The organism is Thermalbibacter longus, assembly GCF_023806485.1.
GTDB lineage: Bacteria > Chloroflexota > Chloroflexia > Thermomicrobiales > Thermomicrobiaceae > Thermalbibacter > Thermalbibacter longus.
Map to the genome: position 1 here is coordinate 57168 of NZ_JAMSLR010000002.1, position 24620 is coordinate 81787.

Annotated in this window: 21 protein-coding genes; 16 read left to right on the forward strand and 5 right to left on the reverse strand. The window is 66.1% G+C overall.

The genetic code is table 11. From position 1 onward, the window contains the following. Positions 1-9 precede the first annotated feature (9 nt). From NET02_RS03375 to NET02_RS03385, 3 genes are read right to left on the reverse strand one after another with little or no spacing between them, the layout of a single operon-like run. On the reverse strand, positions 10-843 hold the full coding sequence (locus NET02_RS03375) for a hypothetical protein (RefSeq protein WP_284055963.1): 834 nt from the start codon (positions 841-843) through the stop codon (positions 10-12). A gap of 24 nt (positions 844-867) precedes the next feature. Further along, positions 868-1521, reverse strand: coding sequence for a hypothetical protein (locus NET02_RS03380; protein ID WP_284055964.1), 654 nt, complete (start codon positions 1519-1521; stop codon positions 868-870). Positions 1522-1548: 27 nt separating this feature from the next. After that, positions 1549-2364: a hypothetical protein gene (locus NET02_RS03385; protein ID WP_284055965.1), complete on the reverse strand. Its 816-nt coding sequence runs from the start codon at positions 2362-2364 to the stop codon at positions 1549-1551. Positions 2365-2562: 198 nt separating this feature from the next. Here NET02_RS03385 and NET02_RS03390 point away from each other — a divergent pair, with 198 nt between their 5' ends. From NET02_RS03390 to argS, 14 genes are all read left to right on the forward strand, one after another. Continuing rightward, positions 2563-3165 carry an RNA polymerase sigma factor gene (locus tag NET02_RS03390; RefSeq protein ID WP_284055966.1) on the forward strand — a complete coding sequence of 201 codons (603 nt, stop codon included), beginning with the start codon at positions 2563-2565 and terminating at the stop codon, positions 3163-3165. Positions 3166-3170: 5 nt separating this feature from the next. Further along, positions 3171-3989, forward strand: a complete 819-nt coding sequence (locus tag NET02_RS03395) for an anti-sigma factor family protein (protein WP_284055967.1) — start codon at positions 3171-3173, stop codon at positions 3987-3989. Between the two features lie 98 nt (positions 3990-4087). Beyond that, positions 4088-4744 carry an APC family permease gene (locus tag NET02_RS03400; RefSeq protein ID WP_284055968.1) on the forward strand — a complete coding sequence of 219 codons (657 nt, stop codon included), beginning with the start codon at positions 4088-4090 and terminating at the stop codon, positions 4742-4744. A gap of 256 nt (positions 4745-5000) precedes the next feature. After that, on the forward strand, positions 5001-5864 hold the full coding sequence (locus NET02_RS03405) for a glycosyltransferase family 2 protein (RefSeq protein WP_284055969.1): 864 nt from the start codon (positions 5001-5003) through the stop codon (positions 5862-5864). 242 nt (positions 5865-6106) lie between these two features. Further along, on the forward strand, positions 6107-7969 hold the full coding sequence (locus NET02_RS03410; RefSeq protein WP_284055970.1) for a glycosyltransferase family 39 protein: 1863 nt from the start codon (positions 6107-6109) through the stop codon (positions 7967-7969). Next, positions 7966-9327: a hypothetical protein gene (locus NET02_RS03415; RefSeq protein WP_284055971.1), complete on the forward strand. Its 1362-nt coding sequence runs from the start codon at positions 7966-7968 to the stop codon at positions 9325-9327. Before NET02_RS03410 ends, NET02_RS03415 begins: the two co-directional genes overlap by 4 nt. Next, positions 9308-10357 carry a hypothetical protein gene (locus NET02_RS03420; RefSeq protein ID WP_284055972.1) on the forward strand — a complete coding sequence of 350 codons (1050 nt, stop codon included), beginning with the start codon at positions 9308-9310 and terminating at the stop codon, positions 10355-10357. The genes NET02_RS03415 and NET02_RS03420 overlap by 20 nt, the downstream gene beginning before the upstream one ends. Further along, positions 10354-11250, forward strand: a complete 897-nt coding sequence (locus NET02_RS03425; protein ID WP_284055973.1) for a glycosyltransferase — start codon at positions 10354-10356, stop codon at positions 11248-11250. Before NET02_RS03420 ends, NET02_RS03425 begins: the two co-directional genes overlap by 4 nt. Continuing rightward, positions 11244-12356 carry a hypothetical protein gene (locus NET02_RS03430; protein WP_284055974.1) on the forward strand — a complete coding sequence of 371 codons (1113 nt, stop codon included), beginning with the start codon at positions 11244-11246 and terminating at the stop codon, positions 12354-12356. The genes NET02_RS03425 and NET02_RS03430 overlap by 7 nt, the downstream gene beginning before the upstream one ends. 74 nt (positions 12357-12430) lie before the next feature. Continuing rightward, entirely contained in the window at positions 12431-13327 is an 897-nt protein-coding gene (locus tag NET02_RS03435; RefSeq protein ID WP_284055975.1) for a glycosyltransferase, read from the forward strand. Positions 13328-13459: 132 nt separating this feature from the next. Then, positions 13460-14101 carry a hypothetical protein gene (locus NET02_RS03440; protein ID WP_284055976.1) on the forward strand — a complete coding sequence of 214 codons (642 nt, stop codon included), beginning with the start codon at positions 13460-13462 and terminating at the stop codon, positions 14099-14101. Continuing rightward, positions 14098-14403, forward strand: a complete 306-nt coding sequence (locus tag NET02_RS03445; RefSeq protein ID WP_284055977.1) for a hypothetical protein — start codon at positions 14098-14100, stop codon at positions 14401-14403. The genes NET02_RS03440 and NET02_RS03445 overlap by 4 nt, the downstream gene beginning before the upstream one ends. 237 nt (positions 14404-14640) lie before the next feature. Further along, the gene (locus NET02_RS03450) at positions 14641-15453 is read left to right on the forward strand and encodes a sugar phosphate nucleotidyltransferase (RefSeq protein ID WP_284055978.1); all 813 of its coding nucleotides are present in this window, start codon (positions 14641-14643) and stop codon (positions 15451-15453) included. Further along, on the forward strand, positions 15440-17599 hold the full coding sequence (gene argS, locus NET02_RS03455) for an arginine--tRNA ligase (RefSeq protein ID WP_284055979.1): 2160 nt from the start codon (positions 15440-15442) through the stop codon (positions 17597-17599). Before NET02_RS03450 ends, argS begins: the two co-directional genes overlap by 14 nt. A gap of 50 nt (positions 17600-17649) precedes the next feature. Here argS and NET02_RS03460 read toward each other — a convergent pair whose 3' ends face one another. Both NET02_RS03460 and NET02_RS03465 read right to left on the reverse strand, forming a co-directional pair. Continuing rightward, the gene (locus NET02_RS03460) at positions 17650-18780 is read right to left on the reverse strand and encodes a WD40/YVTN/BNR-like repeat-containing protein (protein WP_284055980.1); all 1131 of its coding nucleotides are present in this window, start codon (positions 18778-18780) and stop codon (positions 17650-17652) included. A 67-nt stretch (positions 18781-18847) separates the two neighbouring features. Then, positions 18848-20551, reverse strand: coding sequence for an LCP family protein (locus NET02_RS03465; RefSeq protein ID WP_284055981.1), 1704 nt, complete (start codon positions 20549-20551; stop codon positions 18848-18850). A gap of 237 nt (positions 20552-20788) precedes the next feature. Between NET02_RS03465 and dcd the strand changes: the two genes are divergently transcribed. Both dcd and NET02_RS03475 read left to right on the forward strand, forming a co-directional pair. Then, on the forward strand, positions 20789-21379 hold the full coding sequence (gene dcd / locus NET02_RS03470; protein WP_284055982.1) for a dCTP deaminase: 591 nt from the start codon (positions 20789-20791) through the stop codon (positions 21377-21379). Between the two features lie 301 nt (positions 21380-21680). Then, on the forward strand, positions 21681-24506 hold the full coding sequence (locus NET02_RS03475; protein ID WP_284055983.1) for an ATP-binding protein: 2826 nt from the start codon (positions 21681-21683) through the stop codon (positions 24504-24506). The last annotated feature ends 114 nt before the right edge of the window (positions 24507-24620 follow it).

Below are 24620 nucleotides of genomic sequence, written 5' to 3' on the forward strand. Positions count from 1 at the left end.
ATTCCTCGATTACTCACCGTGGTAGAGGACAGCCCGGTTCGCATCGAAGTCGACGAGCACGACAATACTCGTTACTGGCCGATCAGGAAGGTCCCGGCTCGCGCGCGCCGCTGTGGGAAGCGGCCACTGCCATCCCCCCTCAAAATCGCGGGTGACAATCGGGACCTCGCCCCCGAGCGTGACCGGCCCCTCCGTCTTCACCCACACGAGCGCCCCGACGAGCGTGCCGTCCGGTGCCTGGATCCGGCTTACACTCTCGATCCGGTAGCTGGAACCGGCCAGCACCGCTGCCAGCCACGGCTCCTTGAGAGCGATTTCGATGGCTCGCGAGCGCAGCGGCTCCTTCAACTCGCTCGGATCCTCCTCCCGCGCCACCGTGGTGTACGGGCCGGTCGGCTCCACCTGCACGACCTGGCCACTGGCCAGATCGACCCACACCACGACGAGATCCACGTTGTATGCCGTATAAGTGTGCCGCTCCGTCGTCGGCGGCCAGCGTACCCGCCAGTCGACCGCCAGCAGCCACTCGCCCCGTAGCGTCTGCGGCTCGGCGAAGTCGACCGCGACGTACCCGCCGACCAGCTCACCGGTCGGCCCGGTCACCGGACCGATCGAGATTGCGTACTCCTCCGGGCTGCGCTCGGCGAGCACTGCCTGCACGGTCGGGTGAGCCAGCGCCACCGCGCGTACCCGCGTGGCCTGCTCCGCGGTGAGCTGCGGGCCAGGCGCCGGCACTTGCTCCTGCACCTGCGTCCGCGCCCCAGCCAGGTATCCCAGCCCGAACGGCACGGCCAGCGCCGCGACGAGGAGGGCGCCCCCGAGCCATCGCCAACTCCATCGCATGGCATCCTCCGTTCATCGGTCCGGCTATGGTTCATCTGAAATGTAGACGACCGTTGCGAACCCGTTCGACAGGTAATAGCGCGTCTCACCATGCTCAGTCACATACCCGCGGTTATCCGTGTTCACCAGACTGATCCAGTCCTCATCGACGCGATAATCCTTACCCCGCAACAGGGCAGCAAACCACTCCTCAGCAGTCTCCGACCATCCATACTCCGGGCTGGTGCACTCGTTCTTGTCGATATGGGTGGTTCCTAAAACATACCGTCCCCACTCTTGGTTGTACAGATATTTATTCGATGGGTGAGCGTACAGTCGGATGTGGTGATACCAGTCTCCACAGCTACCATGCTTGCGACCATTGTCAGAGTCCCAGAAATAGTTGATCCCATCATCGCTCCCGCGGAAATACATATTGCTAGTGAGGAATGACGAACCGCCTATGGCATTCTTTACAGAATCCTTGGTATGATTACTGCCTATTCGGAAGATCATGGTTACTGGCCAGTCGACGTTGTTGCCACTCGCTGTCTGTGATCGGTTATCCCAATTGTAGAAGCGATCTTCGCGAGCCGCGATCAGTGCCCAGGAACTGGTGGTACCTGCCAAGACCGGAGTTAGCACCCCGACCAGCACGAGCCCGGCGATCACTCCCGCAACTGTGATCAGGCGCAGCATATCCACCTCCACAGCTCAACTTCGCCGTCATCGGTTCCCCGGCATCGTCGCCACCACCGACCAGGGCTCCACGCTGACATCGATCAGTACCGCCAGCTCTCTGACGCCGACCTCCTCTCCTTCAGTCACGACGACCGCCGGTGGCCACTGATGTGCTGGACGAGGCTCGACTAGGACGAGCCAGCTCCCTCTCAGGACAACCGGTCGGTCGAAGACAAAGCTCACCCCGATGCCCACAGGCACATCACGGGCGTCCCGAATCCACCACGCTTCCCGCACCTCGTAACCGTGTCCGTCCAGGAGCGTCGCCACCCGAGGATCGCTGCACGCCACCTCAATGGCCCGCTCCCGCTCCGTGCCGAGCACCGGTTCGTGATTAGGACGCTCTGGATCGGTACGAAGCAGTGCGCCGCCTGGGAACATCGCCGCCAGGTCGCCGCTTTGGGTGTCCACGAGGAGATGCAGTCGCGTCACCCCATGCGCCGTGTACGTGAGCGGCCGTCCCACGAACCACTCGCGGCCGTCTTCTCGGCGCAGCACGGGCTCAAGCCACTCTGTCGTGAAGCTCCCCGGCTCCTCCAGCTCGATCGTGACGTTCACGATATGCCCTTGACCGGGCGTGTTGAGCGGCGCCCCCACCGTCACGGTGTATGGTTTCCCTGTCAGCAGTGCTGCAACGCGTGGATGCGCCACAGCCAGTCTGGCCGCCGCTTCGCTCAGCGGCGCTGGTGTCGGCGTAGAGACGCTCTCGCTGCGCGCTGCTACGAGGTACCCGAGCCCGAACGGCACGGCCAGCGCCGCGACGAGGAGGGCGCCCCCGAGCCATCGCCAGCTCCATCGCATGGCATCCTCCGTTCAGCTGTACGCTACTGCCCTACTGCGGGATGCGTAGCGCACTCTCTTTCTATTTCGCTTAGATGCAGCGTGAAGCTCATTTCGGACATCGTAGCCTCCCGATAGGAGGAGCCACAGGGTGTCGCGCGCGGAATGTCCAAACCCGCTTTGCAGCGGCATCCTAGAACATAGGAGGCAGGTCACAGGATGAATCCACCACCTAGACACGGGCTAGACCATGACGCAATCCATAGCGAACGGAGACTGAGTACCGCGAGTCGGAGTCGTGATGCGGACACGTTCAATGAATTCGTCGACCAATACTATGCGCCGCTCCGTCGCTATCTCCTGCGCCTAACCGGCGATCCCGAGCTGGCGGCTGATCTCACCCAGGAGGCTTTCCTGAAAGCGTACAGCCGCATCGAGCAACTGGCTGACGACGAGGCCTTCCGTCCGTGGCTGTACAGGATCGCCCTGAATCTGGCTCGAATGGAGTTCCGACGACGGCAGCGACGACGGGTGCTGTCATTGGAGTGGCTGATTGAATCCGTCCGTGGTATCAGCCACTGGCTTGCGCGCCCAGATGACATGGTAACCGTGCCAACACGAGACCTAGTGCAGCAAGTCCTCGATGAGTTATCGCCGACTTTACGCGAGGCGCTCCTGTTACATCGCTTGGCTGGTTTTACGAGTGAAGAGATTGCCCGGCTGCTCAATATTTCTCCTGAGGCAGCGCGGAAGCGTGTTACGCGTGCTGTGCAGCGATTTCAGGCACTTTATCATGAGCGTGCGGGAGCAAGAGAGGAGTAGGATACATGCGCGAATGCGATGTCGCCGCAGAGGAACTCCTCGCTTATCTCGATGGCTGCCTAGACGGAGAGCGGGAGGCGTATGTTGCCCATCATGTGAAGGTCTGTCCGGTCTGTCAAATACGACAAGCGGAGCTGGAAGAAACCAAGCAACTGCTCAAAGTCAGTACTCCGCTGCCCAACGATGAGATAGAGCGAAGCCAGCTCAAAGCTGAGATCCTTCGTAATCCCCATCCACCGCTGCCTCGCCGCCGTCGGCGTCCACTGCTCATGGTCGTGCTGGCTGTGCTGCTCAGCCTGATCCTGCTCTGGCCGGCTGACTCATCCGCCAACCTTCAGCTTGGCCGTGTTGTGCGTGGCGTGGTTGCGCAGGTAGAAAAGTCTCTTCTCGGCCGGCGGGAGCCACCCGGTGACCGCATCAGTGGCGTGCTCTTCAGGGATTCACAAGCCTTCGTGCCTCCAGCTGAGCTTCCTCTCGGGCTTAGACTGAGCGATCGTGCCACACCAGGGCTGAGGCGAGTAGAATCGCACTATCGCAGTGAGAGTGGAGTGGAGATTCTCGTAGTTCAAGGCCCTGCGGATCAGGGCCTTGCGCTAGGGTGGCGGGATGTCGAGCTTGTGTACGTTGGAGACACAGAGGTACTGTGGTTGAAGGATCCCCGGCGAGGCAATGTGGCTGGGATGGTGTGGGAGCGGCATGGCATACTGTTCGAACTCCTGGTTCTCAATGCGCCACAAGGCAATGAGGGAGGACTGCCGCTAGAGGAGACCCTCCTCATCGTGCGGCACATCATTGCCGCTCACGATGCTGCGTCGAGCGAGTAGGGAGATGATAACGTTGTCGCTCACCAGGCGTCAGCTTATCACGATAATTGCGGGTGTTACGACACTGTTCTTCACCCGCCCTGCCAATGGCTCCACCGATGCCCCGGTTCCATGAGCTCGTGGCGATCGGCAGTGGCAACCTGCTCCTGGCGTTCCTGATCGGCTTCGGCTTCATCTTCTGGAGCTATGCCTGGCTGCCTGGGCAGATCCTGAACGCGTCGCGGAACCTCGTGGCCTACGCCGTCGACGGCCTCCTGCCGTCCTGGCTGGCCTACGTCAGCCCGCGCTTCCACACGCCAGTCGTGAGCCTGGTGCTCATGGGTGGGCTGTCGATCGTCGCCCTTGCGATCTACGTGTTTACTCCCTACTTCGCGACGCTAGTGGGCATCTTCGGCTTCCTATTGACCTTCATCGTGGTCTCGCTCAGCGCGGTACTTCTCCCGTACCGGCGCCCGGAGGTCTTCCGGGGATCTCCGGTAGCCTGGCGGCTGGGCGGCCTGCCGGTAATGAGCTTGGTCGGCGCGCTCTCGCTCGTCGCCTGCGTGATCATGCAGTGGGCCTGCCTGAACGATCCGTACTCGGGGATCAGCCTAGATCCGAGCACACTCGAGCAGGGGATCCTCGGCTTCGGGATGTTCCTCCTAAATGTGGGGATTTTCCTGTCGGGGCTGGTCATCTACGCGCTCGCCCGCTGGTGGCGGCGCCGGCAGGGGATCGATCTCTCGCTCGCCTACCGTGAGATCCCGGTCGAGTGAGCGGCACGCCTTCAGAGAACCCAAAGCCTGGGGCTTCCTCGGAGGAGGAGACGGAATCCTCGTCGACCCTCCGTGCGGCTGAGCAGCGATTGGCAGATTACTCCGATGACTCTGAGACCACATAGCGAGAACAGGGAGGATGACGCTGCTCTCATGCTCACCGCTTGGACTTCGTGCCTCGAAACCACTATACTGCCTGCCGGCTGGTCTGGTCTGAGTTGTAGGGGATATGAGCGGATACAGTAGAGCTTACGAAGTGGCGATCTTTAGCTACGGAGATGGGCCGGCGCTCCACCGATGCCTCGAGCGCGTGGCCCTCTTGTTGGAGCGGCACCCGGGGGGAACAGCCACGCTCTATGCGGTCGACGATGGACAAGGGCTGGCGAGCGTGCAGGAGCTCTGCCGTGCCTCCGGTATCTCCCTGGTGCTCGAGCCGCGGCGGCTGGGCAAGGCGCACTCGGTCGCGAGCGCGATCCTGCACGCCCAGGCGCCGGTCGTGCTCCTGGTGGGCGGGGATGGCGTTCCCTGCCTCGATGCGCCGGCGGTCGCGCTCGACGCGCTTTCAGATCCAGGGGTGGGCGGCATCGGCGGCCGGAATGTACCGGTCAACGCGGACGAGAGCATGGTCGCGAGGGCGATGGCGCTCCTCTGGGAGCTGCACGACCGCGTCAACATGCTCAAGCCCAAGCTCGGTGGCGATATGGTCGCGGTTCGCGTGGCACCGGTCGTAGGCCAGCCGTTGCTGGCCGTCGATGACGCTTCGCTCGAGGCCCTGCTCGTCAAACAGGGGCTGCGGATCGTGTACCGGCCGGACTTCTTCGTGCAGATGCGAGTGCCGACGACGCTGCGCGACGCCGTCCTGCAGCGTCGCCGCCTCGCGGCTCAGTACCGCCAGCTCGAGCAGGCCCAGCAGTACCAGGTCTCGACCAGGCAGTGGTCGAAGGTGGTCAAGGCGCTCCTGGCCCGACCGCTGCCTCGTCATGCTCCGTACTTGCCGCTGCTGCTCTTGATCGAGGGGATTGCTCGCTTGCTCGCCTCGTTCGACGTGCTGCGGGGCAAGGACTATCTCCACTGGGAGCCTGCCCGAACCACCAAGGCCCGAGGATGGAAAGTGCGGTGAGCTGCCGGGTCGCTCGCGGGCCTCGCGCGGGGCAATGGTCTGCAACCGGACGGCCTGGGTGATGTCTGCGGCGATACCTACTCTGATCGCGACGCGCCAACCGAGCTGTGGGGGCGACATTCGGGCGTGCGGTAGGGCGACATGCCCGCTCGCCAGCAGCGCTGACCAGAAACGAGCTCCTCGCTCGGCCGAGCGTGCTGGCTGATCGATCTCGATGCGAGCTGCCTGAGGGGCTGGTGAAGATGTCATCGTCAGCCAAGGCTGCGGTCGCGGCCGCCCGCGCGCCAGCCAGCAGTCTCCACGCCGCGCTGGCGCTCGGCGCCGGCCCGGTTGTGCTCTATGCTCTGGCCCTGCTGTGGACGGTCATGCGCTCGGGCCTGCCGATCCTCTGGGCGGACGACATCACGCGCAGCATGTATGCCGTCCAGTGGGCCAATGCGCCCTTCTTCTTCCCGCCTGATCTGGTCTGGCTCCCGGCGCCGATGTGGCTGGACGGCATCGCCGTGTGGCTCGGGGGGAACGCCTGGGAACCGATCTTCGTGGTCAATGGGCTGTGCGGTGCCATCGTGGTACTGATGGTCATCGCCATCGCACGGGAAACCCGGCTCGGTGGAGCGCTCATTGCCGGCGTGCTCGCGGCGCTCTCGCCCGTGCTGGTGATCGTCAGCGCGTCCCGGCTGTCGGAGCCGAAGGCCTGGGCCTTCACGATGGTTGGACTGTATTTCTGGCAGCGACACATCTCGAGCCGGCGGCCGCTGGCCTATGCAGCCGCCTTTCTCTTCTGCAGCCTGGCCGCGCTGTCGCGCTACGAGCTCTGGGTCGTGCCGGTCGCCCTGGCTGGCTACGGGCTCTTCACGCGCCTTCGGTGGGGCACGCCATCGCTCTGGGTGGTGATCGGCTCGGCCCTCCCGCTCGCGCTCTCCATCGGAGCCCTCGTCTACCTCAACCTGGCTCGCTTCGGGGTCCCGCTGTACGGGGGCTACCCCTACGACGAGGGGGTGGCCCATCTCATTCGGGTACTGTGGGGCCAGTCGGCATCGCCGGTTCAATCCGGAGGGGAGACATCGCTCAGCCCATCGGCGCTGCTGGAGCGGCTGGGCCCTCTCGGCGCCGAGGTGTGGCCGTACGTAACCCTGCACCTGGCGCTAGCCCTGGTCGGCTGCGGACTCGCGATCCGCCGACGGCTGCCGCTGGTTCGCTGGCTCCCGTTCGTGGTCGCTTCGCTGGCCGGCCTGCTGGCGGCCGGGGCTCTCTTGAGCGGTGGAACCGGGGGCTTCAACGCTCGCTTGATCGGCAGTGGCCTGGTGCCGGTGCTGCCCTTCGCCGGTATTCCGCTCCAGCAGCTCCAGCGCTCCCTCGCGCGGCTTCCGTTGGGCGCCGTCGCCCTGCTGGTGGCCGCGGTCTGGTTCGTTGCGGCCCCCGCACCGGCCATGCAGCTCGACGACGTGCGCCTCGCGACGATGGCTGGGTTGAGCTGGCGTTCCGTCTCCGGCCTCGCGGTGCAGGATGGCGACTGTGGCTGGCTACTGGAGTTCGCGGCCCGCACCGTATTGCCCCGGTCGACGCCCACTGCCTGTTTCCGGCCAGACAAGCCGTACCCAGACTGGGTGCTGGCTGCGTTCCCCGCTGGCCGGGAGATCCTAGTGGTCCATCGTCTCGACGCCGACCTGGGGTTGACCCAGTTCAACTCGCTCCGCGCGTTGGCCGGGCCGAGCCTGGCGTTCTCCATCGTCTGCCCTCCGGCCTCGTCATACCCGGTGCCGATGAGCGTGCAGGGCGTCCCCCAGCGCGTCGCTCCAGGCCAGCGCTTGACAGTCACGGTGGCCGTGCGGAACACGATGGACTTCCCCTGGCCCGCCGGTGGCCCGTGTCCGGTGCAGGGTGCCTGGGGGTGGTCGACCCGGCCGCAGCCGAGCGAGGGAACCCGGTTCCAGCTCCCGCGCGCGCTCCAGCCTGGTGAGGCGGCCACGTGGACAGTGGAGCTCGCAGCTCCGTCTATCCCTGGACGCTACTGGCTCTACTTCACGCTCGTGCAGGAGCGCTCGACCTGGTTCCACGCGCGGCCAGGTTTTCAGCCGGCAGTCTTCGAGGTAGAGGTGCGATGACGGTCAGCAGCCGAGCGCGAGCCAACGTTGCCCGGGATGTGCGACGTGGCACCTACACAGGGGTGCGGAGCCGCTTGCCCGTCGCGCTCGCGCTGTTCCTGCCCGCCGCGCTGGTTCGCCTCGTGCTGGCGCCGCTGACCGCCTGGCCGAACGATACCTATCCCTGGGTAACGGTCGGCTGGGATCTGCTGGCTGGCTACGGCCCGTACGATCGCCTGGGCTTCAGCTACCCGCCCGGCTGGGCAGCCGTGCTGGCGCTGGTGCTGCGGCCGCTGGCGCTCGTGTTCCCTCCGGATCGCTGGGCGACGCTCCCCAGCAGCGGGCTCACTGATCTTCCGGTGCCCCATCCGATCACCCTTCTCGCCGTGAAGCTCCCGTCCATCCTGGCTGACCTCGCGGTCGGCTGGCTGCTCTACCGGAAGTCGGCGCGAGCGGCGGCGCTGTGGCTGTTCAACCCGCTCGTCATCTTCGTGTCCTCCGTACATGGCCAGTACGATGCCTTCGTCTCGCTCACAGTGTTGCTCGCGCTGATCGCAGTGCTGGGAGGCGCGGCCTTCCTCTCCGGGTTGGCATGCGGACTCGGCACGGCGCTCAAGCTGACGCCACTGTACGCCGGCCCGATCCTCCTGGCCGCCGTGGTGCACCGGGGACTGCGCGCCGGCAAGTTGCGCCGAGCGATGCTCGAGCCGGTGCGATGGGGGCTGGGCGGGCTGATCGGCCTCCTTCCGGCGCTCGCGCTCCTCAGCACCGGTTTCAGGGTCGTGGTGAACGCCCGGCTCGGCGTCGCGGCGAGGACGTCCGACGGGCTCAATCCGGGCGCGCTCCGACGGACGCCCTGGGCAGCCGACTGGCGGCTCTGGACTGACTGGTATCCCACGCTCTCCCAGGTTTTGCTGATCGCGCTCCCACTCGCGTTTGCGCTGATCGTCCTCGTGCGAGGGGAGCAGGCGCTCATCCCCGCAGTCACCGGCGGGCTCACTGCGGTCGTCGTGTTCCAGCCGGTCACGCAGCCCCAGTACATCCTGTGGGTCATCCCGTCCGCGCTGCTCTCCGGCTCCCGGGCGTACGCGGTACTCGCCAGCGTGCTGGCGCTGCCGGCGCTGCTGTACTACGACGGCCTGGTCGGTAACCTGGTGGCCTATGTCTCGCAGCCGCTGAGCCTCTACCTGCACCGCGGGTATCCGTTCGACGCCACGATGACTGGCCATCTCGACTATCTGGCTCAGACCGGCGCGTTCGGGGGGCAGAGCGTATCGGACAGCATCGGGCAATTCGGGGCGCTGATATCGCCGATCTGGCTGTGCTTGCTGCTCGTCTCGCTGTGGAAGGCGCTGCGCGATGGACATGAAGAGCGTTAGACTCTTCAGCCTCCTACTGCTCGTGTCTCTCGTCGCCGGCACCTTGACCCTCCTGGCGGGCCGGTTTCTCCCGGAGGATCAGTTCGCGCTCGCCGTCGAGGGCGGCGGGATCCGCTACTACACGCCCGAGCGACCCTTCGCGTACTCCTGGTACCTCTCGGTGGCCTGTCGCCCGGAGTACTTAGATCGGATCTACGTGCTGACCGACCCGCGGGTCGACAACGTGTACATCGGGAACCGGGCAGTCCTCGACGGGCTGCTGCACCACCTCGCCAGCGATGCCGCTGCGATCGGCTGGGAACCAGCGATCGAGACGGTGACGATCGAGGGCATGCGCGAAGTGCTCGAGTCCGGCCAACCGGCGGTCATCGTCGATCCGCTCGGCTATTGGCCGGCCGACATCTCCGTCTCTTCGCTCCGAACCTGGCTAGAAGCAGGAGGCGTCTTCATCTGGCTCGGCGATCGCCTCGGCTACTGGCTGTGGACGACCGGCGGCCCAGCGCAGGCCGAGCGGACGCTGGATCAGCTTCTCTGGGGGCGTTCGATCTACGACGAGGCGGCCCCACACTCGACGGCATCGAGGCCGCTCCCTCCTGAACAGAATCTCGGACTGGCCTACCGGTGGGCGATATGGGGGCCATCGCCTGCAGCGATCGCCGATCTCGGCGGGCGCGCGCTGGGCTGGCAGACGCCCGATGGGCGGCGTGTCTCGCATGCGGTCGTCCCGCTGGGCCAGGGGGCTGTCGTGCTCTTCGGCAGCCGGCTGGTAAGGCTGAACGGGTTGGAGTCCGATGTGGCGCAGGACATCGTGGCGATGCTCTACCGTGGGCTGACGGACACCGGCGTGGTCGTCCGCGCCGGTGTCTCGAGCGGATCAGCCGTCTCGGGCTTCGAAGAGGTCGTGCCCACGTGCATCGATGCGCAGGCAGTCATCGGCTCCTCGGATCGGTGGATGTTCCACCTTGTGCGCGCTCGTCTCGGGCCGTCAGTCCAGGCGTGGAGCGTTGAGGGGGATCGGGGGCGACGGTGACGGAACCCAAGCGCGACCGATTGGAGACCTGCCAGGCGGATGTCCTCGTCATCGTCGTCGAGTACGGTCGGCTCGACCTTACCCGACAGCTTCTCCGCTCGCTCGACGCTGCCTGGCCTGTCGTGGTCGTCCGCACCGGGCCTGAGGCCGAGCCGGCGCGCGGTTATGAATACCCATGCGAGACGATCGATCTTCCTGATAATCCCGGCTACGCCGAGGCAGTCAACGAGGGGCTGCGGCTGGGGCTGGCGCGCGGGTTCCAGTTCTTCTTCATCTGTAACAACGATATCCTGCTGAAGCCTGGAACGATCGGGGCACTGCGCGAGACGCTGGTGCGGCACCCTGAGGTCGGGGCGGTCAGCCCGGTCATCACGTTCTACCCGGCAGTCGATCGGGTATGGTTCGCGGGCGGTTCGCTCTGGGGGGATATGCTCGTTACCAGGCATCCAGGCTATACCGGCAAGGTCAAGACGTATCCCTCCCTCGTCACCACCGAGTTTCTGAGCGGCTGCGCGCTGATGGTTCGGCGAGCGGTGCTAGAAGAGGTCGGTCTGATACCCGAGGGGTACTTCTTGTACATGGAAGACGTCGAGTGGTCGCTGAGGATGCGAAGGGCCGGCTGGAAACTGGCAGTACTGGGCCAGCCCCTCGTCCACCATGTCGGCTCGGCGTCCTCAGGCGGTGTAGACGGGAGGCTCCTGAACCCGCTGAGTGCCAGGCTGATGGCCAGAAACGCGTGGATCGTGCGCCGCCGTATGGGGCTGGGACTCGCCTTTTTCGTGGGCCAGCTTTTCGTTCGCCTCCCATACTACGTCCTGCTCAGCCTGGCTTACCGGCGGCCAGACGTCGCGCTGGCATACCTGCGAGGGCTTTGGGAGGGGATACGGTGCTGAAGGCCGGCTTCTGGGGGCTGCTGGCGCTGGCGGTCATGGCGCTCGCCTCGTATTTCTACCAGGCCTCGATGATCGCTCATCTCGAACCAGACCAGTATGCGCTGGTTATGGTCGGGCTCGGGAGTTTCTTGATCACCACCGCGCTCGGCAACGCCGTAGAGGTGGTCAGCGTCCTACACCATGGCAAGCCCTCGGTACGGGGACTCGCCGGCTTGATGACGCTGGCGGCTCTTCTCTCCGCCTCCCTCGCGCTGGTTGGCATGTTCCCGTTGGGAGTGACCCCGGCCATGCTGCTGCCCATCGGGTTCTCAGCCGCCTTCCTGGTGTTCTTCGGCGGATCGCTGGGCGCCGCGCAGGCTGGGGGACGCTGGCCGGTCTACCTCGGGATGGCCCTGCTCTATGCGGCCACCTACGCTGGCCTGGCCATCGTCTGCTACGATCCGTTCCTCGCCCTGGCGATCCCTGGGATCGCCGGCGCGCTCGGCGGAGTGCCGGGCCTCTTCGTCACGGTTCCGAATCGCTTCGGCACGCGGGAGACTGCTCCGACGGCCGTGAGACTGGCTCCCATCCCGCTGCTGGTCAACCTCGATCTGTGGCTGGCTTCTCACTGGCTCGGCCCGGCTACCGCGGCCTACCGCGTGCCGGCCTTGCTGGGTCGTCCCTTTTTCTATCTGCTGGGTTCCGGGCTGGCGCCGGCTGTCAGACGTGCGGCAGCGTCTGGCCGCTCGATGGTTCTCATCGCCCTGGTCAGCCTGGCTCCGCTCGTCGCTGCTCCCTTCGGCTTCGTCGCGCTGGCGTCCCTGCGAGGGTTTCTTCCCGACCCCTGGGGGGCTTTCCGCCTCGATCTGCTCGCCTGGGCCATCTTCGCCCAGGCCTCGGTCGGATCGTTCTACCTCCTAATCAACGGGCTCGGGCACCGGGCCGGCCAGCGCTACGCGCTGGCGCTTCTGCTCTTGCCAGTGGCCTTCGTTCTGCCTCCACTGGCGCAGATCCTCGTCGCGACGACCGGCGGGATCCTGCTGCTCGTCCAGGCGTCCGGCCGGGCGTACCTTCTTCCCCTCCAGCGCCTGCGCTCCAGGGCCTCCGGCCGCGAAGGGATCTCGTGAGGATGCACCCGGATCGTAATGCGCGCTCGCACCGGTCGTTAGGTACAATCTCCGGCCAGGAAGGGAAGGGTAGAGTGCGCTCGCTCGATAGCCGCAATCCTGGCTCCGTTGCCGAACCGGAGAGTGAGCTCGGCTGCCCCGCAGTGTCCTTGCCCGAGCTCGTGCCGGTTTCAGTCATCGTCCCGACGTTGAACGAGGCGGACAACATCGAACCTCTGCTCGCGCGGCTCGAGCGCGTGTTGCCGGCAGGCTCCGAGATCATCTTCGTCGACGACAGCGACGACGAGACGCCAGCGGTCATCCGATCGATCCAGCAGCAGGCTCGGCATCCGATCCGGCTGTATCACCGGCTGCCGCACCAGCGGGCCGGTGGGCTCGGTGGCGCAGTCGTTGCTGGCTTGCGGGTGGCGCGGTCTCCCTGGGCATGTGTTCTCGATGCCGATCTGCAACATCCCCCAGAGTTGATCCCCTGCCTGCTCGAAGAGGCAATGCGAACTGGTGCCGATATCGCCATCGCGAGCCGCTACCGCTCGAGCAGCGAGGACGTCGGCGGGCTCACGAGGCTGCGAGCCGCCGTTTCGCGCGCCCTGGTCACGGCCACGCGGCTGCTCTTCTGGCGTCGGCTACGCGAGGTGACTGACCCACTGAGCGGCTTCTTCTTGGTACGCACGGCCGCCGTGAACTGCCAGTCCCTTCGCCCGCGGGGCTTCAAGATCCTGCTGGAGATCCTGGTACGTCACCCGCATCTCAGGACGGTCGAGGTCAGCTTCCAGCTCGACCGGCGCCATGCTGGGCGAAGCAAGGCCTCGCTGCGGGAGGGCATGCGCTACCTCGTTCACCTCACTGCGCTGCGCCTCAGCCGACCCTACAGCGGCACGGCGGCTCGCGGCTGGGAGAGCGAAGCCAGCCGTGAGCTCCAGGTACCGTCGGCGCGGCGCTGGAGCGGAGAGCACGAAGAGCTCGGCGACTGACCCACGCTCACCTGAGCTCGGTCGAGTGGACGCCCTTCGCTCGCTTCCTCGCGCCAGTTGCGCCCGCGCCTGCCTGCCACCCCGGGCTGACTCCGACGCATGCGATATGCTTGTGGGCTGGAGGGTCTCGTCGTGGTCGAGAATGCGCTCGTCTCCCGGGTCGATCGCCTGGAAGCAGCGCTCGCGCGCCTGGCCGAGGCTCGGGCCGCGACGCAGGGTGAGATCCGCGCGCTGACCGAGGCGCAGCTTCGCACCGAGGAGCGGCTAAACGTCCTCGGTGCCCGCGTGGATCAGCTTGCTGAAGCCCAACTTCGCACCGAACACGCGTTGGCCCAGCTCACCGCCCGTGTCGACGACCTTACCCAGCGCATGGAACGGGTCGAGGATCAGATCGCTCGCCCAACCGCGAGGATCGATGACCTGGCAGTGCGCCTGGAGCAGTTGACAGCCCGGGTCGACGATCTAACTGTTCGGTTGGCGCACCTCACCGACCGTGTAGACCGACTCACAGCCAGGGTCGATGACCTCACCGAGCGGATGGAGCGGGTCGAAGGCCAGATCGCTCGTCTGACCGAGCGGATAGAGCGGGTGGAAGACCAGATCGCTCGGCTGACCGATCGTACTTCCTCGTTGACAGGGATCGTGCTCGAGCTGCGCTACCGCGAACGCGCGCACGTCTACTTCAACCGTGTGCTCCGCCGCGGTTCGTCTCCTCTCGCCCGATGCGCTCGACCGGCTGCTCGACGAAGCGGAGGCTGCCTGCCGGCCGCTTGACGCCTGCCGAGAGCGAGGATCTGCGGCTGGCCGATCTCCTGGCACGCGGCATACGCCGCGAGGACGGGGCAGAGGCGTACCTCGTCGCCGAGGTCTCGGGGCTCGTTGAACTCGACGATGTCACTCGCGCGGCCCGGCGCGCCGAGCTGCTCGCACGCGCGACCGGGCGACCGGTGGTCGCAGCGGTGGCCGGGGAGCGGATTGCGCCAGACCTCGACCGGATCGCCCGCGAGAGCGGTGTCTGGCGCGTCCTCGACGGCGTAGCTCTCCCACCGGGCGTCGACCTCCCGCCGGCTTCCTAGCGGCCTCTCCCCGGCGCGCGACGCGCTGGAGCTGGAGCGGCGTCATCGCCCTTCACCGCGGGCAGCCGAGGTGTGCCGGGATCTCTGGTGAGGCTCTCTGCAAGCCGGAGCCGGTGAGGACGAATGCTATACTTGTGCGGCGTGCCGGTTCGGTGCCGGTCGTCGTGTGGTGGCCGGCTCGGTGAGGCCCACCCCGACGGGCGCGTCCCACATGTGCGGGCTACAGGGATGGGGGCGATGAAAGGGGTTGTGCTCGCCGGCGGGTTGGGTACGCGGCTCTACCCGCTTACCTACGCGACCAACAAGCACTTGCTGCCGGTCTACGACCAGCCGATGATCTACTACCCGATCCGCACGCTGGTGCGCGCCGGCATCGACGAGATCATCGTGGTCACCGGTGGACCGCATGCCGGTCACTTTCTCCCGGTGCTGCGCGACGGCAAGCACCTGGGCGTGCGTCACCTGGAGTACACGTATCAGCCGTCAGAGGGTGGCATCGCTGAGGCACTGGGGCTCTGCGAGGAGTTCGCCGACGGCGACGACGTCTGCGTGATTCTGGGCGACAACACGACTGACGCCGATATCCGCCCAGAGGTCGAGAGCTTTACCGGCGGGGCGCTCATCTTCCTGGCCCGGGTGCCGGATCCCGAGCGGTTCGGCTGCCCGGTATTCGACCCTGACGATCCGACTCGCATCCTCCAGATCGAGGAGAAGCCGGCCCACCCCAAGAGCCCATATGCGGTCACCGGGCTGTACATCTACGACGCGCGGGTGTTCGATTACATCCGGGAGCTGCGCCCGTCCGAGCGCGGGGAGCTCGAGATCACCGACGTCAACAACCGGTACCTTGCGGCAGGCGAGCTTCGCTGGGTCGAGCTGCGGGGCTTCTGGAGCGACGCTGGCACCTTCGAGAGCCTGCACCGGGCCAATCGCTACTGGGCCGAGAAGTGTGGCTGGCGTGATCCGGAGGCAGCCCGCCGGTGGGCCGAGGAGAGCCTGGACGCGACGAGAGACACCGACACGGTGGAGTCGACGAATGTTCAAGCGTGAAGAGCAACGCGCAGCCGCGCTCATCAATGACGTTCTCGAAGAGCTGGGTTATGGCCGGCGCCAGCTCGAGATGCGACCGATCCCCTTCTCCGGGGTGTGGGGCACCTCTTCGTCGATCAGCTACCAGATCGCGAACGAGCAGCTCGGCGCGGAGCTGGAACAGCTCGCTGCCGACTTGCCCAAGAAGGAGGCCAAGCGCCTCGTCCAGGAGCGCATCCGCGAGCGCGCGCAGCGAATCGCCGATGAGGTCGCTCGCCATCTGGCGCAGCGCAATAGCTTCGCCCAGGTGGAGGCGGTCAACGGCTACGTCAATATCATCTACGATACGAACCACTTCTCGAACGATGTGGTCCAGGCGGCCATCGCTCAGGGACCGGACTACGGCAGGGGCGCGCCCAAGACCGATAAGGTGATGGTGGAGTTCTCTCAGCCGAACACCCATAAGGCCTTTCACGTCGGTCACCTGCGCAACGTCGCGTTGGGCGACGCGCTGTGCCGCATTTTGCGGTTCGCTGGCTACGACGTGCTGGCAGCGAACTACATCGGTGATATCGGCCTGCATGTGATCAAGACGCTGTGGTGCTACCTGCGCTTCCACCAAGGCGAGGAGCCACCACGCGAGCAGCGCGGGCGATGGCTGGGCGAGATCTACGCCGAGGCTGACCGCCGGCTCAATTACCGCCAGGACGTCGTCGACCTGCTCAACGAGCTGGCCAAGGAGGATCCGGTCTTCGTCCAGGCGATCGACCGGATGCTGAAGGAGCTCTGGCGGACGCACAAGGTGGGCGAGGATGTCGCCTACCTGCTGGGGCAGATTGCCCATGGCCGGGAGATCAAGCCGGACGCCTTCTATGACGAGCAGACGATCGTCCGCTTCTGGCCTATCGTGGGGAAGCAGCTCGAGCATGAGCTGGCCGATGCCCGCGCGGAGGCCGAGCAGGGGCTGAACGGCGAGAGCCAGGTGTCGCTGGCGGATCTCGAGGAGCGGTACGAGCGCTGGAAGCGGCTCGCTTCCACGATCGACTGGTGGCCGCACGTCCCCGAGTGGCAGAAGGAGGTGCGCGAGACCTTCCAGCGCTGGGAGCGCAAGGACCCGGAGTTCGTCGCGCTCTGGGAGGAGACGCGCGCCTGGAGCATGGAAGAGTTCCACCGCATCTACGATGAGCTCGGTGTCCAGTTCGATGTCTGGTTCTACGAGAGCGAGATGGAGGACGAGGGCCGAGCGATCGTCCAGGAGTTGCTGGAACGCGGCATCGCCGAGGTCAGCGAGGGGGTGCCGGTCGTCAAGATCGATGAGAAGCTGGGGCTCGAGCGAGAGACGTACCGCACGCTGCCGATCCTGCGCTCCGACGGCACCACGCTCTACTCGACGAAGGATCTGGCGCTCACCAAGCGCAAGTTCGAGCAATACGGTATCGACCGGGCCATCTGGGTGGTCGATGTCCGCCAGAGCCTGTACTTGCAGCAGATCTTCAAGATCATGGAGCTCTGGGGCTTCGAGCAGGCATCCAAGTGCTACCACCTCGCCTATGAGACCGTGATGCTGCCGACCGGCGCGATGAGCAGCCGGTCGGGCAATGTCGTCCTCTACGAGGACATCGCCCGGCAGGTGCTCGAGCGGGCGCTGGAGATCATCGAGGAGAAGAACCCGAGCCTACCGGCTGACCTCAAGGTCGAGGTCGCGCGCCAGGTCGGGCTGGGGAGCCTGAAGTACGGCATGCTCTCGCGAGACAGCAACCGGGTGATCGTCTTCGATATCGAGGAGGCGCTCTCCTTCGACGGTCACGCGGCACCCTACATCCAGTACGCGCACGCGCGGGCGTGCCGGATCCTGGAGAAGGTGGACTCCCTGCCGGCTGGACCCTATACCTTTACCGACCTGGTGCCGGAGGAGATCGAGCTCATCGCGCAGCTTGCGGCGCTCCCGGACGAGGTCGAGCGAGCAGCCGAGGAGTACAAGCCGCTGATCATCGCCAACTACGTCTACGAGCTGGCACGTCGCTTCAACGACTTCTACCACGCCTGCCCGGTGCTCCAGGCCGATGAGCCGAAGCGCTCGGCGCGCATCGCGCTGGTGGCAGCGACCCGCCAGGCGCTGGCCAACGGGCTGAGCCTGCTCGGCATCGCCGCTCCCGGCGTGATGTAGCGGGTCTCATCCGGCGCTGCCCGGCGCTCGTCTCCCCGTCTCTCACCGGCCTAGGCCGGCAGGACGAAGATCCCGTCCAGCGTCCGCAAGTAGAGGAGGCCGCCTCCGCGGGCGACAGCGATGTCGCTGATCTCGACTTCCGGCACTCCGGCGACCGGCTGCCACGTCGTGCCGCCGTCCTGGCTCTCGTACAGGCCACGGACGGTTCCCAGCCAGAGATGTTGCGGATCGGCCGGGTCGGCGGCAATCGCGCGCAGCCCATAGCCGCGGGCCAGCTCGTCGGGCGGAATCGACTCGGTGCGCGGGTCGACGGAGATCGTCACCTCCTCCAGCCCGGTCCGGCTGAACTCCCAGCTCACTCCACCGTCCCGGCTCAAGTGGACACCGCGCGGCTCGGCCACGACGAGCAGGTCGTCCCCCGCGAACACCGCTCCGCCGCCCCAGAACTCGAGCAGCCGCTGGCCGGCGCTGGGCTGGCGTGGGTCGGAGAGGTCGAACCGCACCAGCCAGGTAGTGCCGCCCTCCGAGGTCAAGACGCCGTAGAGCGTTGTCCCATCGAGCGCCACGTCGAAGACGGTCAACCCCGCGCTCTCCGGGAACGTGGCCCAGGTCTCTCCACCGTCCGAGCTGATGACCAGTTGGCAGCGATCGCCGATGACTGTGTCCGGGTCGCTGGGGTGGACGAGAAGCGGGCGAACGTCCTGGACCTCGGTGATCGCTTCCCAACTTGCGCCGCCGTCCTGGCTGCGATGGAGCGTAACCGGCTCGCCACCCTGGAAGCAGGGTGGGTGATCGCCTAGGTACAGCGTCTCGGGGGCTGAAGGTGCCGAAGCTGGCACTCCCGGCCCGGGCAGCGGCCCTACCCTCTCCCAACCGCGCTCGCCCTGGCGGTAGAGCGTCGTCCCGGTGGTAGCGTAGAGCGCGTCGTCGCGAGGGTCGAGCACCACGACGGTGGATGCTCGCTCTCCAGAGACCTCGAGGTAGCCGCTCACCGGCGGTATCGGGGTAACCGTCGGTGTCGGTTCGGGTGTCGGCGTCGCTGCTGGTGAGGGCGTCGCGGTCGGGGTCACTGGAGGCGGTGTCGGAGCAGGCGTGGGGGCTTGTGGCCCTCGCCCAGTACAGGCGACCAGCACGCTACCGAGCGCGACTAGCCAGAGCAGCCGGACCATCCACCCGGTCATCGGTGCTCCTTTCTCCCTTCGTCCGACCACGGAGCTGCCGGTAAGGATACCGGCACAGGGGAACGCGCTAGGGCGATGCAGCTACATCCTCGCCGAGGATCACGATGATGTCGTAGCCGCCGCTCGCGGCGGGGTCGCCGGCGATCGCCGCCGAGGGCGGCAGGCCGAGCGCGGCGGCGACCTGCACGGCCAGGTTAGGGTTACCACTATAGTCGATGACGAGCGACGTCGGGTAGTTGCCGGCATCGGGCGCCTGGGCGTAGGTCACGTTGGTGAAACCGCTGGCCTGCAAGGTCGCCGCGGCCTGAGCGGCCAGGCCATCGGTGAAGGTACCGTTCTGAACTAGGATCGCCGGGTTGCTCGACGGCGCGCTGGACTCCTCCGTCGGCTCGGCAGTCGGGGTTGTGAGCGGTTCGGTCGGGGTCGGCACGACCTCTTCGGTGGGCGTGGGTTCCTCGACCGCTGGTGTGGGGATGACTTCCGGGGTCGGCGGCGGCTCATCGGGCGGCACGGTCGGCTCGAACTCCGGGGCCTGCTCCGGAACCTGGACGGCGCTGCCGCGCACTTGCGGAACTGGCTGGCCCTCCCGGGGCGGCATCATCTCGTTCAGGACCTGTTGAATAGCTCCCCAGTCCGGGATCAGGTAGTAGGGCTGCCCAGGTTCCCAGTAGGAGTAGGTGGCGTTGAGCAGGCTATAGGTGCGGATCCTGCCGCTGTCGATCTCGGTGCCCAGCTTGGCTAGGGCCAGCACCTCGGTCGGGCTGAGGTCGGTACGCACCGCATCGCCGAGTTCCGCCAGGAGCTTATCGGCTCTGGCGATCAGGTTCAGCCGGATCCCCTGCTCGCGTAGGGCTTGCAAGACCTGTTGCTGGCGGGCGCCGCGGGCGAAGTCGTTGTCGTCGTGGCGGGTGCGGACGTAGCGCAGCGCGGTGCGCCCATCCATGTGCTGGAGCCCGGTCGGGAAGTAGATGCGGGTGTAGTCGAACTGCTCGCCTGGATACTCGTCGTCCTTGATCGGCGCTGGGACGTCGACCGTCACGCCCCCGAGCGTGTCGACGATTCTCACGAAGCCCTCGAAGTCGACCTCAGCGAAGTAGTGGATGGGGATACCGAAGTTGTACTCGATGGTCGCTCGAACCAGTCCAGGGCCGGTGACATCGGATTGCGCGCCGTACGAGTACGCCGCGTTGATCTTCGTGTCACCGTAGCCGGGAATGGTCACCAGGAGGTCTCGCGGGATCGAGAGCATCGCGACATCGCGCGTCAGGGGATCGATCATGACGATGATCATGGTGTCGGAGCGAGGCACATCCTCCGACTCGCGCTTGTCCACGCCGAGCAGCAGGATATTGATCCGGTCCTTCTTCTCCCAATCCGGGAGCTGAATGGGTGCTTCCTCCGAGCCTGGGGTCGGGAGCACGAGTTCCGGCGTTCCCTGCGGGTTGATCACCACAGTGGGGCGCGGGGCCGGCGTGACGAAGATCTTATCGTAGGCGTTACGGGCGGCCAGCACGATCGGGATCAGATAGACGAGCAAGCCGGCGATCAAGGCGAAGCTGACCAGGCCGAGAGCGACGCGCAGTCTGGAGCGTCTCCCGCGCCCGGTCTGGGCCGGCGTGCCCGCCGCAGCGGCCGCGTAGGCAGAGTCCGGCTGCGATGCTCTCGCTGGAGGGTAGCCCTGGCGGCGTTGCCGTGCCTGCCGAACCTGACCGGCCGTCAACCTGACCAGAGGAGCCGGTTCAGGCGTCGGATTCGGGGGAGTGCCCTCCATAGAACCCCTTCCCTTGCCTCTCCGGCACGTGCCGGCATGGCAGTTGTGGAGTATAGCAGCCGCCGGCGTGAGCGAGGGAAGGTGGCTGGCGCGAACGTCCGCCGAAATCCGGCCTGCGCCTCGCGAATGTGTCAGGCTTGACGGTCTCGTGAACAGAGCGCATACTGACGTACGTACAGTCAGTGCGCGTCGACATGCCGCCTTCCGGGACTCGGAGCACGGCGGCTTGGAGGTCTCATGATCCTCTCCGATCGCGATATCCTGGCCGCGCTCGAGAGCGGGCGCATCAAAATCACGCCGGAGCCAGACCTGGAGACGCAGCTCGGCTCCTGCTCCATCGACCTGCGGCTGGGCAACACCTTCATGGTCTTCGAGCACTCCCGCTTCTCGTACATCGATCCCCGCCAGCCGCAGTCCATCGGCGAGGCCATGCGCACGATCATCGTGCCCGATGGCGAAGCCTTCATTATGCAGGCGGGGGACTTCGCCCTGGCCTCGACGCTCGAGTACCTGGAGCTCGCGGACGACCTGGTAGGCCGGCTCGAGGGGCGGAGCAGCATCGCCCGGCTCGGTATCACCGTCCACAGCACTGCCGCCGTCTTCGAGCCCGGCTGGGCAGGTACGGCGACGATGGAGCTGTCCAACCTCGGCCGGATGGCTGTCGCGCTCTATCCCGGGATGCGCATCTGCTCCTTCACTTTCGAGCAGCTCAGCTCGCCCGCGCTGGTTCCCTACAGCAAGAAGCGGGGCAACAAGTACGCCGGCCAGCGTGATCCCAAGCCGAGCCGGCTGGCCGAGGAACTGAGCCTCCTGAGCGACGGGGAGTAGAGCGAGGCGGTCTTCGACCTGAAGGTGCGAACCTGTCCAGCCTTCGGGCGCTGGGTCACCGGTGGCTGGAGCTGGGCGCCTCGCTTTCACCAGGAAGTGATACGCCGCCAGGCTTTACGATAGTTCCCTGTGCGATACTTCTTCCAGACGCCAGCGGTTCCGGGGATCCGCCTGGCACCCATGAACGGTCATCGGTAACGGAGGCAGCGCGCATTGCGCGCTGAGCGACTGTCTGTTTCACCGAGCCAGGCTATCGCTCTCCGCCGCGATGACTCGCTCCATCTGCGTGGATCGGAGGGCGATGGTGGACACTGTCGAATATGGCTCGGGAGAGCACGAGCGGGAGATCGATCTCCAGGAGCAGCAGATCGAACCAGAACCTGGCGCGCCCTTCAAGCTTTCTACCCTGATTCGCACTCCTGATTACCGCCTCCGCATCTTCATCAGCTCGACGCTGCAGGAGCTCCAGGCGGAGCGTCAGGCGGCAGCCATGGCGATTCGCCGTCTTCGCCTGGCGCCAGTGCTCTTCGAGCTGGGAGCACGACCTCATCCGCCCCGCGAGCTCTATCGAGCCTATCTCGAACAGAGCCATGTCTTCATCGGTATCTACTGGCAGAGCTATGGCTGGATCTCGCCCGAGATGGAGATCTCGGGGCTCGAGGACGAGTACCACCTCGCCGGCGATCGCCCTCGATTGATCTACATCAAGGAGCCGGCACCCGGGCGCGAGCCCCGGTTGACCGAGTTACTGGATCGCATCCGCGCCGGATCTGCGGTGTCCTACAAGCGGTTCCGATCGCCGGAGGAACTTCGCGAGCTGATCGAGAACGACCTGGCTCTCTTGTTGACCGAGCGCTTCGAGACAGTAGATCTGGTACGCGATGACGCGATGACGCGGGGGGCGACCACCGCGGTGCCTCGCGTGCCCACCCTGCCAGTTCCAGCAAGTCCCATCATCGGGCGCGAGGCTGAACTGGCGACGGTTGTCGCGCTCCTCGAGCGCGAGGACGTTCGCCTCGTCACGCTCTCCGGCACCGGTGGTATCGGGAAGACTCGCCTGTCGCTCGCGGTGGCGGCGCAGCTCGAGCGCGCATTCGAAGATGGCGTGCGCTTCGTCGATCTCTCGGCCATCCGTGACCCAGCGTCCGTTGCCCCGGCGATTGCCCAGGCGCTGAGCATCCGCGAGGGGCCGGGCCAAGCCGTGCTCGAAACGCTCTCCGCGGCCCTGCGTACCCAGCGCATGCTGCTCATCCTCGACAACTTCGAACATGTCATCGGCGCAGCGCCGGTGGTCGGGCATCTTCTCGCCAGCTCACGCTGGCTGAAGGTGCTGGTGACCAGCCGGACTCCGCTGCGCCTCGCTGCCGAGCACGACGTTCCGGTGCCGCCACTTTCCCTCCCTGCTGTCGAGCCGAAGGCCCGGGCGGGCGCTACCACGCTGGAAATGCTCGATCAGTCCGCGGCCGTGCGGCTCTTCGTCGAGCGGTCGAAGGCGGTGCGTCATGATTTCCGTCTGACAGCGGATAACGCGGCGGCGGTTGCCGAGATCTGTCGCCGCTTGGATGGTATCCCGCTGGCGATCGAGCTCGCCGCTGCCCGCAGCAAGATCCTGCCCCCGCAGGCGATACTGTCGCACCTCGGAAGCCGGCTAGACCTGCTCACCTCGGGATCCCGCGATGCGCCGGCACGACACCAGACCCTGCGTGCCGCGCTCGACTGGAGCTACGATCTGCTGGCATCAGACGAGCAGGCTCTCTTCAGCCAGCTCGGCGTGTTTGTGCATGGCTTCTCGCTGGAAGCCGCATCGGCTGTCGCTGGAGAACCACCGGCCGGAGTCCTCGAGTCCGCTGGCGCGCTCGCAGGATGGGCGCGCCGCAGCCTCTTCTCGAACCGTCCAGTGCCGCAGCAGCCGGAGGGTTCACCGGCGATCCCGCTTGCGCTCGTGGATAGCATCCAGTCGCTCGTCGAGAAGAGCCTGCTCTCGAGCGTCCCGGGCTATGCGGGCGAGCCACGGTTCGCGATGCTCGAGACGCTCCGCGAATACGCCCTGCGGTGCCTGAGTGACGCGGGCGATGATGAGCGTGTACGGCAACGCCATGCCTGGTACTTCGTCGGGTTCTCCGAAAAGGCGTGGCGCTACCTGCGAGGAGCCGACGCGGCGGCGTGGTTCGAGCGTCTGGCGATCGAGCATGACAACATCCGATCGGCGCTCTATTGGGCGGTCGAGCGCGAGCCGATCCTGGCTCTCCGGCTGGCGACGGCGCTGGGCGAGTTCTGGGACGCGCGTGGCTTGCCTAGCCTCGGCCGCCACTGGCTCGAGTCGGCGATCGCGAAGGTCGAGCCGGAGGAGTCGTCGTCTGCCGATCTCGCGCTCCTCTGCGCGGTCGCTCGCCTGGAGACGATGCGGCTCGCCTTTCGACAGAGCGAATACGGGCCGGCGATGCGTCTCGCCCGCTCAGTCGCCGAGTGGGCACGACGGCAGGGCGAGCAGAGAGTCCTGATCGAGGCGCTGGCGGGCAGTGGCATGCTCTCGGTCTATGCCGGTGACCCGATGACGGCTATCCCGCTGCTGGAGGAGGGCCTGCGGCTCGCCCGGGCGGATGGTTACGAGATGGGCATCCTGGATACCCTTCAGCATCTGGGCGCCGCGACGCTTTTTCTGGCTCAGTTCGCTGAGGCGCTTGTCTATCTCGAGGAGAGCCTGGCTCGAGCTCAGAGTCTCGGAGCGGCGCGTTGGATCGCGAACGCCTACGTGCTCATCGGGTTCGCCGAACTGGCGCAGGGCGCGCTCGCCCGAGCCGCGGACGTACTCGTCGAAGCTGGGCGCTACTACTGGCAGGTGAACGACATTGTGCTGGCCATCTATCCGCTCAGCATGCTGGCCGAGATCGCGCTTGCGCGGGGCCAGCTCGATCGGGCTGGACGGCTGCTGGGCATAGTCGAGGAACTGCTGGAACGCACGGGCACGATGATCATGCCGGTCTTTGCCGAGCGGCTGGCGACGACGGAGGGCACGCTGCGGAGTCAGCTCGGAGAAGAGTCCTTTCAGGCCGCTAGGGTTGAAGGGAAGGCGATGACACCCGATCAGGCGATCGCCTACGCGCTCGGGCGTGAAGGGAACGTCTGAGCCGTGGGGCATTCCGGGGTCACCGTGCCGGAGCCCGCGCCAAGACAACGGTGATTCGGCACCGTTTCGGGGCGGCGTAATCGAGTGCAACGAGGAAAAGGATAGGGTATCCCG

Coding starts and splice junctions, on each gene's coding strand:
- NET02_RS03375 (WP_284055963.1), bottom strand. CDS start 843: ATGCGATGGAGTTGGCGATGGCTCGGGGGCGCCCTCCTCGTCGCGGCG.
- NET02_RS03380 (WP_284055964.1), bottom strand. CDS start 1,521: ATGCTGCGCCTGATCACAGTTGCGGGAGTGATCGCCGGGCTCGTGCTG.
- NET02_RS03385 (WP_284055965.1), bottom strand. CDS start 2,364: ATGCGATGGAGCTGGCGATGGCTCGGGGGCGCCCTCCTCGTCGCGGCG.
- NET02_RS03390 (WP_284055966.1), top strand. CDS start 2,563: ATGAATCCACCACCTAGACACGGGCTAGACCATGACGCAATCCATAGC.
- NET02_RS03395 (WP_284055967.1), top strand. CDS start 3,171: ATGCGCGAATGCGATGTCGCCGCAGAGGAACTCCTCGCTTATCTCGAT.
- NET02_RS03400 (WP_284055968.1), top strand. CDS start 4,088: ATGCCCCGGTTCCATGAGCTCGTGGCGATCGGCAGTGGCAACCTGCTC.
- NET02_RS03410 (WP_284055970.1), top strand. CDS start 6,107: ATGTCATCGTCAGCCAAGGCTGCGGTCGCGGCCGCCCGCGCGCCAGCC.
- NET02_RS03415 (WP_284055971.1), top strand. CDS start 7,966: ATGACGGTCAGCAGCCGAGCGCGAGCCAACGTTGCCCGGGATGTGCGA.
- NET02_RS03420 (WP_284055972.1), top strand. CDS start 9,308: ATGGACATGAAGAGCGTTAGACTCTTCAGCCTCCTACTGCTCGTGTCT.
- NET02_RS03450 (WP_284055978.1), top strand. CDS start 14,641: ATGAAAGGGGTTGTGCTCGCCGGCGGGTTGGGTACGCGGCTCTACCCG.
- argS (WP_284055979.1), top strand. CDS start 15,440: ATGTTCAAGCGTGAAGAGCAACGCGCAGCCGCGCTCATCAATGACGTT.
- NET02_RS03460 (WP_284055980.1), bottom strand. CDS start 18,780: ATGACCGGGTGGATGGTCCGGCTGCTCTGGCTAGTCGCGCTCGGTAGC.
- NET02_RS03465 (WP_284055981.1), bottom strand. CDS start 20,551: ATGGAGGGCACTCCCCCGAATCCGACGCCTGAACCGGCTCCTCTGGTC.
- dcd (WP_284055982.1), top strand. CDS start 20,789: ATGATCCTCTCCGATCGCGATATCCTGGCCGCGCTCGAGAGCGGGCGC.
- NET02_RS03475 (WP_284055983.1), top strand. CDS start 21,681: ATGGTGGACACTGTCGAATATGGCTCGGGAGAGCACGAGCGGGAGATC.